The sequence below is a fragment of the Mesorhizobium sp. B2-1-3A genome (assembly GCF_006442655.1).
In the GTDB taxonomy this organism is placed as follows: domain Bacteria; phylum Pseudomonadota; class Alphaproteobacteria; order Rhizobiales; family Rhizobiaceae; genus Mesorhizobium.
Genome location: NZ_VFWK01000001.1, coordinates 1,206,459 through 1,221,958 on the forward strand (window position 1 = coordinate 1,206,459; position 15,500 = coordinate 1,221,958).

15 protein-coding genes are annotated in these 15,500 nt (G+C 64.5%); 12 read left to right on the forward strand and 3 right to left on the reverse strand.

The genetic code is table 11. The annotated features are described in order from the left end of the window. Nucleotides 1–3 precede the first annotated feature (3 nt). Nucleotides 4–2,031 (forward strand): CocE/NonD family hydrolase, encoded by a 2,028-nt coding sequence (locus FJ977_RS05900; protein WP_140769382.1) that lies wholly within the window; start codon nt 4–6, stop codon nt 2,029–2,031. Between the two features lie 20 nt (nt 2,032–2,051). On the opposite strand, the gene FJ977_RS05905 is transcribed toward FJ977_RS05900, so the two are convergent. After that, nucleotides 2,052–2,954, reverse strand: coding sequence for a LysR family transcriptional regulator (locus FJ977_RS05905; RefSeq protein ID WP_140769384.1), 903 nt, complete (start codon nt 2,952–2,954; stop codon nt 2,052–2,054). Between the two features lie 102 nt (nt 2,955–3,056). Between FJ977_RS05905 and FJ977_RS05910 the strand changes: the two genes are divergently transcribed. The 3 genes from FJ977_RS05910 (at nt 3,057) to FJ977_RS05920 (ending at nt 5,656) form a co-directional block, all read left to right on the forward strand. Next, complete coding sequence (locus FJ977_RS05910; RefSeq protein WP_140769386.1) at nt 3,057–4,046, forward strand: zinc-dependent alcohol dehydrogenase family protein; 990 nt, start codon at nt 3,057–3,059, stop codon at nt 4,044–4,046. A gap of 248 nt (nt 4,047–4,294) precedes the next feature. Then, entirely contained in the window at nt 4,295–4,594 is a 300-nt protein-coding gene (locus FJ977_RS05915) for a zf-TFIIB domain-containing protein (RefSeq protein WP_140769388.1), read from the forward strand. Between the two features lie 75 nt (nt 4,595–4,669). Continuing rightward, on the forward strand, nt 4,670–5,656 hold the full coding sequence (locus tag FJ977_RS05920; protein ID WP_140769390.1) for a Tim44 domain-containing protein: 987 nt from the start codon (nt 4,670–4,672) through the stop codon (nt 5,654–5,656). A 35-nt stretch (nt 5,657–5,691) separates the two neighbouring features. On the opposite strand, the gene FJ977_RS05925 is transcribed toward FJ977_RS05920, so the two are convergent. Next, nucleotides 5,692–6,789: a lactonase family protein gene (locus FJ977_RS05925; RefSeq protein WP_140769392.1), complete on the reverse strand. Its 1,098-nt coding sequence runs from the start codon at nt 6,787–6,789 to the stop codon at nt 5,692–5,694. A gap of 199 nt (nt 6,790–6,988) precedes the next feature. Here FJ977_RS05925 and FJ977_RS05930 point away from each other — a divergent pair, with 199 nt between their 5' ends. From FJ977_RS05930 to FJ977_RS05965, 8 genes are all read left to right on the forward strand, one after another. Next, nucleotides 6,989–7,540, forward strand: a complete 552-nt coding sequence (locus FJ977_RS05930; protein WP_140769394.1) for a MaoC family dehydratase — start codon at nt 6,989–6,991, stop codon at nt 7,538–7,540. 2 nt (nt 7,541–7,542) lie between these two features. Next, the gene (locus tag FJ977_RS05935; protein ID WP_140769396.1) at nt 7,543–8,703 is read left to right on the forward strand and encodes a CaiB/BaiF CoA-transferase family protein; all 1,161 of its coding nucleotides are present in this window, start codon (nt 7,543–7,545) and stop codon (nt 8,701–8,703) included. 14 nt (nt 8,704–8,717) lie between these two features. Continuing rightward, the gene (locus FJ977_RS05940; protein ID WP_140769761.1) at nt 8,718–9,863 is read left to right on the forward strand and encodes an extracellular solute-binding protein; all 1,146 of its coding nucleotides are present in this window, start codon (nt 8,718–8,720) and stop codon (nt 9,861–9,863) included. A 24-nt stretch (nt 9,864–9,887) separates the two neighbouring features. Then, nucleotides 9,888–11,075, forward strand: coding sequence for an ABC transporter substrate-binding protein (locus FJ977_RS05945; protein ID WP_140769398.1), 1,188 nt, complete (start codon nt 9,888–9,890; stop codon nt 11,073–11,075). A gap of 66 nt (nt 11,076–11,141) precedes the next feature. After that, nucleotides 11,142–11,879, forward strand: a complete 738-nt coding sequence (locus FJ977_RS05950) for an ATP-binding cassette domain-containing protein (RefSeq protein ID WP_140769399.1) — start codon at nt 11,142–11,144, stop codon at nt 11,877–11,879. After that, a complete protein-coding gene (locus FJ977_RS05955; RefSeq protein ID WP_140769401.1) occupies nt 11,872–12,630 on the forward strand; it encodes an ATP-binding cassette domain-containing protein in 759 nt (252 codons plus the stop codon). Before FJ977_RS05950 ends, FJ977_RS05955 begins: the two co-directional genes overlap by 8 nt. After that, nucleotides 12,627–13,577, forward strand: a complete 951-nt coding sequence (locus FJ977_RS05960; protein WP_140769403.1) for an ABC transporter permease — start codon at nt 12,627–12,629, stop codon at nt 13,575–13,577. The genes FJ977_RS05955 and FJ977_RS05960 overlap by 4 nt, the downstream gene beginning before the upstream one ends. 1 nt (nt 13,578) lies before the next feature. Further along, nucleotides 13,579–14,547 (forward strand): ABC transporter permease, encoded by a 969-nt coding sequence (locus FJ977_RS05965; protein WP_140769405.1) that lies wholly within the window; start codon nt 13,579–13,581, stop codon nt 14,545–14,547. Between the two features lie 64 nt (nt 14,548–14,611). Here the strand turns inward: FJ977_RS05965 and FJ977_RS05970 are convergent, their stop codons facing one another. Beyond that, complete coding sequence (locus FJ977_RS05970; protein WP_140769407.1) at nt 14,612–15,451, reverse strand: amidohydrolase; 840 nt, start codon at nt 15,449–15,451, stop codon at nt 14,612–14,614. Nucleotides 15,452–15,500: the final 49 nt, after the last annotated feature.

Sequence of the window (15,500 nt, forward strand, 5' to 3'; positions counted from 1 at the left end):
GCCATGCAAGATATCCGCGTCATCACCGATTTTCCGCGCAAGGTGCGCGAGATCGAGAACCTGTGGATTCCGATGCCGGACGGCGTCAAGCTGGCGGCGCGCGTCTGGCTGCCGGAAGATGCCGACGCCGATCCGGTGCCGGCGATCCTTGAATACCTGCCCTATCGCAAGCGCGACGGAACGGTGGAACGCGATGCGCTGACGCATCCCTATTTCGCCGGGCACGGCTATGCCGGCGTGCGTGTCGACATGCGCGGCTCGGGCGACAGCGAAGGGCTGTGCAAGGGCGAGTATCTGAAGCAGGAACAGGATGACTGCCTGGCGGTGATCGAATGGTTGGCCCGGCAACCCTGGTGCTCGGGCAGCGTCGGCATGATCGGCATCAGCTGGGGCGGCTTCAACGGGCTGCAGGTCGCCGCCCGGCGCCCGCCGGCGCTGAAGGCTGTCATCTCGCTGTGCTCGACCGACGACCGCTACAATGACGATGTGCATTACCTCGGCGGCGCCATGATGTGCGACAATCTGATGTGGGGAACGACTGCCTGGGCGATCGCCATGACGCCACCTGATCCGCTGATCGTCGGCGACCGCTGGCGCGATCTCTGGGAGCAGCGGCTGAACGGCAACGGCATATGGATGCAGGACTGGTTCGAACACCAGCGCCGCGACGACTTCTACAAGCATGGCTCGATCTGCGAGGACTACGCCGATGTCGAAATTCCGGTCTATGCCGTCGGCGGCTGGGCCGACGGCTATCCCAACCCGATCTTCCGCATGCTGGAAAACCTGCCCGGTCCCCGCAAGGGACTGATCGGCCCCTGGGGGCACAAATATCCCCACTACGCCATGCCCGGCCCGCGCATGGGCTTCCTGCAGGAATGCCTGCGCTGGTGGGACCAGTATCTGAAGGGGATCGACACCGGCATTGCCGACGAGCCGATGCTGCGCGCCTGGATCCAGGATCCGGCGCGGCCGGCCGCGATCTATGATGAGCGGCCCGGCCGCTGGGTGGCCGAGCCGTCCTGGCCGGGACCGGGCGTCGGGCAAAAGGTGCTGAACCTTGCACCCCATGTGCTGAGCGAGGCCAGGGGCGATAACGCGATCCTGGAGATTTCATCGCCACAGACGGCCGGCCTGTCTTCAGGCGCCTGGTGTGGCTACGGCGTCATGCCGACCTTGCCGGTCGACCAGCGGACCGAGGAAGGCAACGCCCTGATCTTCGAGACGGCGCCGTTGACCGAAGCCGTCGAGATCCTCGGTTTCCCCGAATTCGAGGTCAAGCTCGCCTCAGACAAACCGGTCGCGCTCCTCTCCGCCACCCTGTCGCAGGTGTTCGCGGACGGGGCGGCCTCACGTGTCAGCTACGGTATCCTCAACCTCAGCCATCGCAACGGCGACCTGGAGATCGAGCCGCTGGTGCCAGGGCAAGCGGAGACAGTGCGCATCAAGCTGCGCTGCTGCGGGCAGCGTTTCGAGGCCGGCGAGCGCATCCGGCTGGCGCTGGCGACGTCGCACTGGCCGATCGTCTTCCCGACGGCCGAACAGGCGACGCTGTCGATCCATTGCAGCGACAGCCGGCTGATCCTGCCGGTGCGCGCAGCGCAGGAGCTGGATGACACGCTGGGAGCATTTCTCGGCCCGGAAAGCGCCAGCCCGATGGAGCAGGAGGTGCTGGCCAGGGGCGACGGCTTCCAGCGCTCGGTGTCGACCGACCAGGTCACCGGCGAGACCGTCTACCAGGTGATAAATGACGGCGGCACGGTGCGGCACCCGCATACGGGAATGACCCTTTCGGCAAGGCATGTCGATCGCTTCACCATCCACCCCGACGATCCGAACACGGCGGTCGGCACCTGTACATGGGAGAAATCCTACGGCAGGGGCGACTGGCAAGCGCGTGTTTCGGTCAAGGCGACGGTGCGCGCGCTGCGCGATGTCTGGCGGATCGAGACCCACATCACGGCGCACGATCGCAACGAGGTGGTCGTCGACCGAAGCGAGGTCAAGGAGTATCCGCGCGACCTCAATTGAGGGCCCGGCGCGGCTCGCGATCACGTCATCAATTTCGGCAAGGCGGCCGCCAGCGCATCGACGGCGAGCCGCACCTTGAGCGGCAGATGCGACGTCCGCAGCCAAAGGGCGTGGCAGTCGTAGGGATAGCGCGGCTGATCTGGCAACAGCGCCACGAGCGCACCGGCCCGAATGCGCTCGCGAACCAGCCACCAGGGCAGCCACGCCAGCCCCATGCCTTCGACCGCAGCATCGGCGATGGCATCGAGATCGTCGAGCCGCAGCCGGCCGCTGGGCACAATCTCCCGGGCTGTCTGCCCTTCATGCGCAAACAGCCAGGGCTGAACGACCTGGCCAAGCCGGCGATAGACGATTGCATGATGATCGGCGAGGTCCTCGACCCGCCGCGGTTCGCCATGGCGTTGCAGATAGGAGGGCGCCGCGCAAACGATCATGCCCTGGCGCGCGACGCGGCGCGCGATGACGCCGGCCTTGTCGTCCAGATCGCCGGTCCGGATGGCGAGATCGTAGCCGTCCTCGGCAAGATCGGCGAAGCGGTCGCTGAGCGACAGGTCGAGTTCCAGCATCGGATATTGCCGTGCCAGTTGCAGCAGCACGGGGGTGACGCAGTGGCGACCGAAATGCGCCGGCATGGTGACGCGCAGTTTTCCGCGCGGTTCGGAGAGTTGGTCGGCAGCCAGCGCATCGGCGGCTTCCGCCTCGGCCAATACGACCCGGCAGCGTTCATAATAGGCGCGGCCGAAATCCGTCAGGCTCTGACGGCGCGTGGTGCGGTTGATGAGGCGCACACCCAGCCGTTCTTCGAGAAAGCGGACATGCTTGCCCACCATAGGTCCGGACAGGTCGAGCGCGACCGCGGCAGCCGCGAACGAGCCAAGGTCGGCCGCCTTGACGAAGACGGCCATGCTCTCAAGCCGATCCATATTCGAAACCTTCGGTTTCTACTGCTTTATCCGTACGCCCATTTATCCATGAAACCTTTATCCGCATAGCTCATTCGGTTCAGATAATTTGGAGTAACCCGAATGGCACGTATCGTCCGCTTCCACCAGCATGGCGGTCCCGAAGTCCTGCGCATCGAGGATATCGCCCTCCCGTCACCGGGCCCTGGCGAGGTTCAAATCCGCGTCAAGGCACTCGGCATCAATCGCGCCGAGGCGCTGCTGCGCGCCGGCACCTATGTCGAGACCGCTGCTCTGCCCTCCGGGCTTGGCCTTGAAGCGGCGGGGGTTGTCGAAACAGTGGGCGAAGGCGTGACGGATTTCGTCCCGGGCGACGCTGTCAGCGTCATCCCTCCACAATCGATGGTGCGTTGGCCGGCTTATGGCGAGTTGGTCACCTATCCCGCCGCGCTGCTCGTCAAGCACCCAACGTCGCTCGACTGGAAAGGGGCGGCGGCTGTCTGGATGCAATATCTCACCGCCTATGGCGCGCTGATCGACATTGCCAAACTTGGCAGTGGGGATACCGTCGTCATCACCGCGGCGTCGAGCAGCGTCGGGCTTGCAGCCATCCAGATCGCCAACAAGGTTGGCGCAACGGCGATCGCGGTGACGCGGACATCGACGAAGAAACAGGCCTTGCTCGACGCCGGAGCGGCTGAAGTCGTGATCCTGGCCGAAGAGGATCTCACCGCACGGCTGAACACGATCGCGGGAGCGAAAGGCGTTCGGGTCGTGCTGGATGCAATCGGCGGCCCGATCTTCTGGCCGCTGACGGCAGCGATGTCAAAGGGAGGCATTCTGATCGAATATGGCGGCCTCAGCAGCGAGCCGACGCCATTTCCCCTGGCTGCGGTGCTGGGCAAGACGCTGACGCTGCGTGGCTACCTCGTCCACGAGCTCACCGGCGACCCGACGAAATTGGAGGCAGCAAAGGCGTTCATCCTCGAAGGCCTGGAGACAGCCACGCTGAGGCCGATCATTGATAGGACCTTTGCCTTCGACCAGATCGTCGCAGCGCATCGCTATCTCGAATCGAACAACCAGTTCGGCAAGATCGTAGTGACGATCTGAGATCGTAGTGACGATCTGAGATCGTGGTGACGATCTGAGATCGTGGTAACGGTCTGAGCAACGGCAAACAAATCAGCCGTGCCGGCACTATCGCTCTTGAAGGCGCGGCTCCGCATTCCTAACTGTCTGGTGCGGGCCGGGCCCCTCTGACTGTCGCCAATGGTGACCGTGATGTCGGACCGCTTTAATGGGCCCGTTTCCATCCTTTCAGGTCAAGCGGGCTCAATCCTTTCGGTTTGGAGCCCCGTATGACATCTTCCCTCCTTGGTCTGGTTTGCCCCTCCTGCCGCGTCGCGCTCACAATGAGCGAACGCCAGGGTATCGAAATCGACTACTGTCCGCAGTGCCGCGGCGTCTGGCTTGATCGAGGCGAACTCGACAAGATCATCGAGCGTTCCGGCAGGGAGGCGTCGCCCGCGCCGCAGCCACAGCCGGCAGCCTTCTCGCAGCCGCAGCAAGGCCATGGCCGCGATGATGATTATTCGCGTTCGCAGGGTCACCGTTATCCCAAGCGGAAGAAATCATTCTTCGAAGAATTGTTCGATTGACCGGATGTCGCTCCGGTGCCCGGGCCGACGCTTGCTGAAAATTTCTAAAACCACATCGATAAAGGTTCATTTCCGATGATGTCTCGCACCAGCCGATTTGCAACCCTGTTTGCCGGACTGTTCCTCGCATTCTCCATGGTCGCGATCGACCATGCCGAGGCGCGGCGCGGCGGCAGTTTCGGCAGTCGCGGCACGCGCACGTTCCAGTCGGCGCCGCCGACCAGGACCGCACCGGCGCCGACCGCTCCGGTCGAGCGTTCGATGACGCCCAACACCGGTGTGAATTCTGCCGCCCGGCAGCCGCAGGCCGGCCCGCAGAGGCCGGGCTTCATGAGCGGCTTCGGCGGAACGATGATGCGCGGACTGCTGATCGGTGGGCTGATCGGGCTGCTCTTGGGCCAAGGCTTCGGCGGTCTGGCCGGCATGTTCGGCTTCCTGCTTCAGGCCCTGCTCATCGGTGGCGCGATCATGCTGGCCATCCGCTTCTTCCGGTCGCAAGCCGCGCGTGGCCCGGCGCCCGCGCTCGCGGGTGCCGGCGGTGCACAGGCGTCGCGATTTGAGAACCGCGCAACGGGACAGCAGACGGCGGGCTCGTTCTCAATCCCCGGCTTTGGTGGCGGTTCGGGCGGAGGCTCTCCGGCCGCGGCTGTCTCCGAGGAGATCACACTGGCTCAGAGCGACCTCGATGCGTTCCAGCAACTGTTGACCGACGTCCAAGAGGCATTCGGGCGCGAAGACCATGCCGCCCTGCGCCGGGCGACGACGCCTGAGATGGTATCCTATCTCTCGGAAGAACTGGCCGACAACGCCCAGAAAGGTCTCAGGAACGAGGTCTCGGACATCACTCTGCTGCAGGCCGACATCGCCGAAAGCTGGCGCGAGGATGACCGCGACTACGCCACGGCCGCACTGCGCTACGAGTCTCGCGACGTGATGCGCGAACGGGCCAGCGGCAAGGTCGTCGAGGGCGACGAGGGCCATCCGACCGAGACGACCGAGCTGTGGACATTCACGCGTCAGAATGGCTCAAGCTGGAAGCTCTCGGCCATACAGCAGGCCTGAGCCCGGCCAGTTCACCCGAAGGTCGTTGCGGACGTTCAGCGCACGATCCTGACGCACATCGGCGTGCCGATCTCTATGACGCGTCCGGTGTCGGTCAGCATGCCGCTCGCCGCGTCACGCGCGAAGATCGAGATGCGGTCGGCATTCTGGTTGGCGGAGAACAAATGGCTGCCGGAGGGCGTCAGCGCCAGGTTGCGTGGCGTGGCACCCCCGCAAGAGGCATAGCCGACGAGGCTCAGCGCGCCGGTCTGCTGGTCGACAGCCATGATGACGACGCTGTCGTGACCACGGTTGGAGCCGTAGACAAAACGGCCATCCGGCGAGATCTGGATATCGGCGCAGTGATTGCTGTCGCGCGCCTCGGCCGGCACCGCCGGTTTGGCATCGATGATGGAGAGCTTGCCTGATGCCTCGTCCAGCGCCATCGACACGACGGTCGAATCCAGCTCATTCATGACGAAGACGAAGCGTCCGTTCGGATGCAGTGCGAGATGGCGAGGCCCCGCGCCCGGCGTCAGGGCGGACTCGGTGAGCTTCGTCAGGTCTCCATCCTGCCCGATCCGGTAGGATACCAGTTGGTCGATGCCGAGATCTGCGACGATGGCCGTTCCGCCGGCAATGGTTTCTGTGACGCTGTGGGCGTGCGAGCGTTCCTGCCGCGCCGCATTCGGACCACTGCCCTTGTGCGAAACACTGGCCAGCGGCGGCGTCAACGCGCCGTCCTTCTCAAAGCCGTAAACCGCCACAGCACGATCCGGACCGCCCTCCCCCATGCCGTAATTGGCGACCAGCAGTTTGGTCCCATCGCGGGTGACGGTGTTGTGAGCGGTGATGCTGCCCAGCGATGGCTGCTTGTTCAGATAGGTGAGCGTGTTCGAACCACGGTCGAAGCGATAGGCGGAAACCGTCCCCTCGCGCCAGGCGAATACTTCCGAATTGGCGTAGATGCGCGAACCATCCGGCGTCACCGACAAGAAGGTCGGATTGTCGACGTCGTTGGTCTCCGCCAGTTTTCGTATTGCCAGCGTTGCTTCGTCGAAGCTGTAGACGCCGAGCCCAACGCCGCGCGCGCCCTGAAAATAGGGCGCCTCGCGGTTCAGGCTGCCGACGAAGACCAGACAATCCTTGCTCATGATTTCCTCCCTGCCCGCCTGCGCTTGGGGCGTGCGGGGCCGGCCGAAATTTCGCCTGTCCTCGCTTGCAACGCAACCCCATATGTGAAAATACTATTTACAAAAGAAGATTGACGGGAGGAGACGTCGTGCAACCACGCGCTTTCAGCGTTAGTCAAGCGGTTGCCCGGAGCCTCTTGCGAGACCGCCGGAGCCAGCCATGACCGACTTCGCCCCCACCGTCGGGGTCGCCTCGACGCACCCGAAGAACATGCCCGAGGAGCACGCCGCCTTGCCGGTGTGGAATGCCGAGAACTGGTTCTACGAAGACTGGCCGGTCGGGCAGAAAATCCGCTCCTTGCGGCGCACGATGGCCGAGGGCGACAGCCATCTGTTCAACACGCTGGTGCTCGACATCCACCCCTACGTGCAAGACCAGATGTTTGCCGAGAACGAAGGCATTTTCGGCAAGCGGCTGATCGCCGGCGCTTTCGTTTTTTCAGCGGGCCTCGGGCTGGTCGCCACCAACTGCGTCAACGCCTTTTCCTACGGCTATGACAAGCTCCGCTTCATAAAGCCTGTCTTCATTGGCGACACGATCTATTCGATCCGCTCCAACCTCGACAAGAAGCCCCGCTACAAGGAGATGGGGCTGATCCGCGCCAGCTACGAAGTGTTCAAGGGCGAGGGCGAGCTTGTTCTGTATTGCGAGCATCTGCAGACGGTGAAGTACCGCAACCCCGCCGACTTCGTCGGTAAGACGGAGAAATAATGATGCCGGCAGCAGCCGAATTGCCGCTCGCCGGTCTCGTCGTCGTCGACATGAGCCAGTTCCTGTCCGGGCCCTATTGCTCGCTCCGGCTGCTCGATCTCGGCGCCCGCGTCATCAAGATCGAGCGTCCGGACGGCGGCGACCTGTCGCGCCGGCTCTATCTCAGCGACACCGAGATCGGCGGCGATTCCACCATCTTCCACGCCATCAACCGGGCCAAGGAAAGTCTCGCCATCGACCTCAAGAACGAAGCCGATCTCAAGGCGTTGCGCGGGCTCCTGGCCAAGGCCGACGTGCTGATCCAGAATTTCCGCCCAGGCGTCATCGAACGGCTCGGCTTAGATCATGAGGCAGTCCGCAAGATCAATCCAAGGCTCGTCTATGCCTCGATCAGCGGCTATGGCGAAGAGGGTCCATGGGTCAAGCGGCCCGGCCAGGACCTGCTGGCGCAGTCGCGCTCCGGCGTGATGTGGCTGAATGGCGACGAGGACCAGGGACCGGTGCCATTCGGGCTCGCGATCGGCGACATGCTGGCGGGTGCTGCCTGCGCTCAGGGCATTCTGGCGGCCTTGGTGCGGCGCGGCATCACCGGCCAGGGCAGCCATATCGAAACCAGCCTGCTCGAGGCGCTGGTCGACTTCCAGTTCGAGGTGCTGACGACGCATCTCAATGACGGCCGCCGCTTGCCGCGACGCTCGAGCTTTCGCAGCGCACATGCCTATCTCTCGGCGCCTTACGGCGTCTACCCGGCCAAGGATGGCTACCTCGCCATCGCCATGACGCCGATCCCGAAACTCGCGGATCTGCTGTCGCTCAATGAGCTGGCGCCCTATCGCGACAAACCGGCCTCGTGGTTTACCGCGCGCGACGATATCAAGGCGATCATCGCGCAACGGATAGCCACCAGGACCATCGACGAATGGCTGGCCATTCTCGAGCCAGCCGACATCTGGTGCGCCAAGGTGCTGACCTGGCCGGAGATGCTGGCAAGCGACGGATTTCAGTCGCTCGACATGCTGCAGACGGTGACGCGCGAGGATGATGTCTCGATCCTCACCACCAGTTCGCCGCTCAGGGTCGACGGCATCAGGGCCAAGGTCGATCGCGCCGCTCCGCGCATCGGCGAACACAGCGCGGCGATCCGCGCGGAGTTCGGCCTGTGACCACGCTCAAGGGCATGACCTGGAGCCATCCGCGCGGCTATGATCCGATGGTTGCCTGCTCATCTCTCTGGCGGCAGAAAACCGGCGTCGCCATCGAATGGGACAAGCGATCGCTGCAGGATTTCGAATCCTTCCCGGTCGAGGAGCTGGCCCGCGCCTACGACCTGATCGTCATCGACCATCCGCATGTCGGCCAGATCACGGCGGAAGGCTGCCTGGCGCCGCTGGATGTTGCCGGCCGCGAAGGCGAGCGCACCGCGCTCGCTTCGGGCAGCGTCGGCCAATCCTATCCGAGCTATAGCTGGCAAGGGCGGCAATGGGCCTTCCCGATCGATGCCGCCAGCCAGGTCCAGGCCTGGCGGCCGGATGCGCTCGATGCGCCGCCGGCTCGCTGGAGCGAGGTACTCGATCTCGCCCGGCACGGCCGCGTGCTTTTGCCGTTGCGGCCGCCGCATGTGCTGATGGTTTTCTACACGCTGGCCGGCAATCTCGGACACGCTTGCGCCACCGATCCTTCCGGTGATCTCATCGATATCGAGACCGGCGCCCAGGTTTTCGAAGCGATGCGTGAGATCGCCGCGCTGGTCGAGCCGGCCTGTCTCGAAATGGACCCGATCGCGGTTTCCGAACGTATGGCGGAGGCCAATTCCAAAATCGTCTGCGCGCCGCTGATCTATGGCTATGTCTCCTATGCGATATCAGGGTTTCGCGCGCACCGGCTGGCCTTCACCGACATCCCGGCCGTCGGCTCCAACGGCGCGGTCGGCTCGGCGCTTGGTGGCACCGGTATAGCGGTGTCGGCCTTTTCTCGGGCAAAAGAAGCCGCGATCGATTTCGCCTACTGGGTCGCCAGCGGCGATGTCCAGCGCGGCCCGTATGCCGCCGCCGGCGGACAGCCGGGCCATGCCGCAGGCTGGGAAGATCAGACCGTCAACGCCGCGACCGGCAATTTCTATCGCGATACACGCGCGACGCTCGAGGGCGCATGGGTGCGGCCGCGCCATGACGGCTACATGGCGTTCCAGCAGGCAGCGTCCGACCGCATCCTTTCCGGCATGACTTCCGGGCACAAAGCCGCCCAGGTCATTGCCGATCTCAATCGCCTGTTCCGGGAGAGTTCCCCCGCACAGGTGTCCGGCGCTGCCGGTGGAGGAGCCTGAACGAAACCGAACGGAGGAGACACAATGAAAAACATGATGCGCGGCCTGATGGCCGCAACCGCCTTTGTATCCATAACAAGCGTTGCCCATGCCCAGGATGTGCAAGGCGTCATCGGCGGCCTGCCGACCGAACTCAAGGCACAGTATGACGGCGCGCCGCAGAAGGTGCTGCCTTCGGCCTGGGACAATTTCACCCCGCCGCCGAAGCCGTGGAAATGGTGCCACTCGGAATCCTACCAGGGCAATCCGTGGCGTGTGACGGTGACCAAGGAGCTGAAGCGTCTCGTCGACGGGCTGATCGCCGATGGCACGGTATCGAGCTTCGAAGTGTCTGATTCCAACAACGATGCCAGCCAGCAGATCAACCAGATCCGTGCCTTCATCGACAAGAAATGCTCGATCATCACCTCGATCCCGGGCTCGGCTACCGCACTCGATGACGCCATCGATGCCGCCGCCAAGGCCGGTATTCCGTTCATCACCGCCGCCGGTTCGGTAACCAGCCCGAATGCGATCAACGTCGATTCCAACTATGCACGCTGGGGCTATGACATGATGACGGCGATCGGCAAGGCTCAGCCGGACGGTGCCAGCATCCTGCTCGTCGAAGGCATTGCCGGGCATCCGATCGTGGTGCAGGAACGCCAGGGCGCGGACAAGGCGCTGGCAGAAAATCCGAAGCTGAAGATTTCGCGCAACGTCAACGGCAACTGGACGGCTAACGTCACCAAGACGGTGGTTCTTCAGGCGATCGCCACCAATCCTGCACCGATCGATGCGGTGTGGACGACCGGCAGCGAGAGCCGCGTCGTCGCAGAGGCCTTCGCCGAGGCAGGACGACCGGCGCCGCTGATCACCGGTTCAATCACCGGTGACGCGCTGGGCTATTGGAAAGCCAATCCCGACAAGTACCGCTTCGAAGGCCATGCCGTGCTGCCGCACTGGACCGCCGAGACGCTGTTCCGTGTCGGTGAGCGCATGCTCGACGGCCAGAAGCCGAAGCTCAACACACTGCTGATCCCGATCCCGCCGGTGCACACCGCCGATCTCGGCCAATGGTACAAGGACTGCATGACGACGGATGCCGTCTCGATCTTCCCGATCCCGCCCAAGGATCCGATGCCGGAGGAATGGCTCGATGCCTATTTCTCCAACCCGGCGCCGACCAAGGGCTGGGATTATTCAAAGGTACCCGACGCCTGCGCCAAGTGACGGCTAGGACAGACCCAGAAAGCCGGCTCCTTTCGGGGAGCTGGCTTGCCAGCTTCGAAACACGGCATGCTTGAAATCAGAACCATATCCAAACGCTATGGCGAGACGGTCGCGCTCGCGGACGCCTCGATCGCGTTCCGGCCGGGCACCATCCACACCATCCTGGGCGAGAACGGTTCGGGCAAGAGCACGATGGTCAAACTGCTGTCCGGCATCGTCCAGCCGGACAGCGGCGCGATCCTGCTGCAAGGCAAGCCATTTTCCGGCGCCAGGCCTTCGGCCTTCCAGGCGCAAGGTTTTGCCACGGTGTTCCAGGAGGTGCTGATCGCACCGGACCGCAGCGTGACCGACAACATCCTGCTCGGCCTCGACGGGCTGATCCGGCGTGCCGTGCCGCGCAACGAGCGTCGCGACCGGGCAGCCGCCGCATTGAAGCGCTTCGCCGTCACCAAGGTCCCCCTCGATACGCCAGCCGGCCTGTTGCCGTTGGCCGCGCAGCAATTGGTCGTTCTCGCCCGCGCGATCGTGCGCAACCCGAAAATCCTTATCCTCGACGAGGTGACCGCGGCGCTCGACTTCGCCGACCGCGAATCCGTCTTTTCACTGATGCGCACCCTTGCCGGCGAAGGCTGCCTTATTCTGTTCATCACCCATCGCATGGATGAGGTGATGTCGCTCTCAGATCGCATCTCGATCCTGCGCGGCGGCGGCGTGGTGCGGACCGAGGAGCGCGGCACCTCGACGCCGGCGGAACTGCTCAAGGCGATGGCGCCACGCACGGCAGCGGAGCTGGCACATGGCTGATCTAACGGCTCCCGACTTTCGCGGCCTCGCCATTCGCGGCCTCGTCATCGCGCCCGGCGCCAGCGCGATAACGCAAACCATCGCTCCCGGCGAGATCGTCGGCCTTGCCGGCCTCGACGGCCATGGCCAGGAACTGTTCCTCAAGATGCTTGCCGGCCTGACGCCATCACTGGGCGGCGCGATTGAACTTGCCTTGCCGAATGGCCGCCGAGCGATCACCGGGTTCCGCAAGGCGGTCGCCAGCGGCATCGCCTACCTGCCGCGCGACCGGCGCGCGAACGGCATTTTTCCGACGCAATCGGTGCTCGATAATTTCGCCGTTTCGACCCTGTCGCGTGACACGCGCCTTGGCCTGATCAGCCCGGCGGCGCGCAAGGCGCGCTACGACATCTACCGCGAAAGACTGTCGATCGCAGCGCCCCGTCCCGATGCGCCGATCACCACGCTGTCTGGCGGCAATCAGCAGAAGGTGCTGCTGGCGCGGGCGCTGGCGCTGGAGCCGGCCATCCTGCTGCTCAACGATCCGACGCGCGGCGTCGACGTGGCGACGCGGCATGTCCTCTACGACGTCTTTCGCGGCCTGGCGGCCGACGGCATGGGGCTGGTCATCCTGTCCAGCGAGATCGAGGAGATCCTTCTCCTGTGCCATCGCGTGCTGGTGTTCAGGGAAAACGAGGTCGCGGCCGAAATCACCGGTCAAGCGATGACCACCGACAGCGTGATCTCCGCCATGTTCGGACGCGCGGCATGAGCCCTCTCGCGCGCCTCCTGTCGCTTGGGCGAAGCCTCGGCTTCGCTGTCGTGCTGCTGGCCATCCTGCTTGCGGTCAATCTCATCCTCAGCCCGGCACGATTCCAGCCCGGATCCTGGGGCGCGCTTGTCGGACTGGCCGCGCCGCTGATCGGCGCGGCGATCGCCTCAACGCCGGTGATCCTCGCCGGGCGTGGCGGCATCGACATCTCGGTCGGACCCTTGATGGGGTTCGTCAATGCCGTCGTGATCCAGCTGTTGTTTCTCAAGGCCGGCATCTCCTCACCGCTGCTGCTTGTCCCGGCGGCCCTGCTCATCGGCGCGCTGGTCGGCGCGGCGAACGGTTTCCTGGCAACGGTCGTGCGCATCCAGCCGATCGTCGCCACGCTCGGCACCTATCTGATCCTTACCGGCGTGACGCTGACCATCTTGCCGGCGCCGATCGGCCCGGCGCCCGCCTGGCTCAAGGCGTTGGCGAGTCCTTGGTCGCTGCTGCCGCTGCTGTTGATGTTCCTCGCCTGGTGGCTGGTGCGGCGCATGCCCTACTACGACCAGCTGATGGCGGTCGGCAGCGACGATCGCGCCGCCTACACCGCCGGCGTCGATGTCACGCGCGTGCGCTTCATCGCCTATGTCATGACCGGCATTCTCGGCGGCTGTGCCGGGCTGATGCTGACGGCGCTGATCGGTTCTGCCGATCCCAATATCGGGCCGACCTACACGCTGATCGCCATCGCTGCCGTGGCACTTGGCGGCGTCAGCCTGGCCGGCGGCCGTGGCGGCGTCGCCGGTGCCGCGATCGGCGCCATAGACATCTTCCTGCTGCAAAGCGTGCTGACGACGTTCAACGTCTCCACCTTCGTGCTGCAGATCGCCTATGGCGCAATACTGGTTCTGGCCGTGATGCTGACGGCGCTGCAAGAACGCCTTGCCACGAGGGGACGCTGACATGACCGGGCGAAACCTGTTCGCGACCACCAATGCCCGCGTCGTCGGCGCCTTCTGCGTCGCGGCGCTCCTGCACCTCGCAGGTGCAGTCCTCATTCCCGGCTACTCCTCGCCTTTCGCGGTGCGCGCCATGCTGGTGCTCGCTTCGCTGCTCGCGGTGGCCTCGATCGGACAGACGCTGGTCGTCATCATGGGCGGCATCGACCTGTCCATCCCTTTCGTCATCGGCTTCGCCAATGTCGTGGCCGCGCAGCTCTATGGCGATGGCTGGAATTTTGTCCTGGTCTGCGGCCTGGTCGGTGTACTGGCGATTCTGATCGGCGGCCTGAACGGCCTGATCGCGCGCAGCCTCGACATCCAGCCGCTCATCGTCACGCTCGGCATCGGCATGGTGGTGCAGGGGCTGGTGTTGTTGTGGACAGCCGGTTTCCCGTCAGGCTCGGCACCGCAAGCGGTTTCCAGCTTCGTGTCGATCGGCGGATCGGCCGGGCCGCTGCCGGTGCCGTGGCTGGTGCCGAGCCTCATCGTGCTGGCGGCACTTGTAGTGCTGGTGCTGGAGCGGACGCCCTACGGGCGCCGGCTCTATGCGCTGGGCAGCAATCCGGGCGCGGCACCGTTGGCGTTGATCGATCCGGTTCGCATGTGGATGATCACCTACGCGGCGAGTGCCTTCTTCGCGGCCGTCGCGGGCGTGCTGTTGCTCGGCTTCACCGGCTCGGCCTATGGCGATGTCGGCCAACCCTATCTGTTCCAGACCATCGCGGCCGTGGTCGTTGGCGGCGCCGCACTTGTCGGCGGCCGCGGCAGCTATCTCGGCACCATCGCCGGCGTGCTGGTGCTGACCGAGATCAACACGCTGCTGATCGGCCTCGGCTTCCAACCCTCGGCGGTGCAGGCCGCACTGGGTCTCATCATCGTGCTGCTGGTCTCGCTCTATGGCCGCGAGCGCCACGTCTCGACGACGATCTGACGGCGATTGTTTGTTTGACGCAATTCCGGACGGAAAACCGCTCCGCACTTTTCCTGGAATTGCTCTACTTCAACCGCCAGAGCTTGCGGGCATTGCCAGACAACAATCTGTCGCGCTCCGCGACGCTGCAGCCCGAAAGCAGCGCCTGGGTAGCGGCAACCCAGGTCGAGAGCCCGCCGCCAAGCGTGCAGACCGGCCAGTCGCTGCCCCAGACGACACGGTCCCAGCCGAACGCAGCGATGGTGTGTTCGACATAGGGCCGCAGCGTCTCGACCGTCCAGTTGCCAGGATCGGCATAGGCGACGACGCCGGATATCTTGGCCATGACGTTCGGGCGCCGTGCGATCTCGCTCATGTGCTCGCGCCATGGGTGCTCGCCATTGCCCTTGATGTCGGGGACACCGCAATGGTCGAGAACGAACTGGACATCGGGCGCCAGGTCGGCCAGCGCGACCGCCTTGGGAATCTGGTGCGGCAGCACAACGAGATCGAAGGTCAGGCCGGTGCCGCCAAGCCGCTTGATGTTTTCACGGAACAGATCGCCTTCCGACAGGTCATCGGGCACAACGTGGAGCACGCGGCGGAAGCCCTTGACGAAGGGATTTGCCCGCTGGCGTTCGAGATAAGCGGCAAAGTCAGCCTCTTCCGGCCGGCACGATGCGATCACTCCCGCCAGCATGCTGCCCGCCTGCCGCGACAGGCCCTGGACGCGGGCGGTCTCTGCCTCGATGTCGGCCGGATCGACATCGACCTCCATGTGCAGCACGCGCTGGACGCCGACACTTTGCGCCTCGGCAGCGTACTCCTCATAGGAGAAATCGCGGTTGAGCGCCGGCACGCCGGCAAGCCAGGGATAGCGCAAGGCCGAGCGATCGATGAGATGCAGATGGGTGTCGATGATCATGGCGAGGCTCCTCCCCCAGCGTTTCAAATCATCTCACGGAGGAATTCTT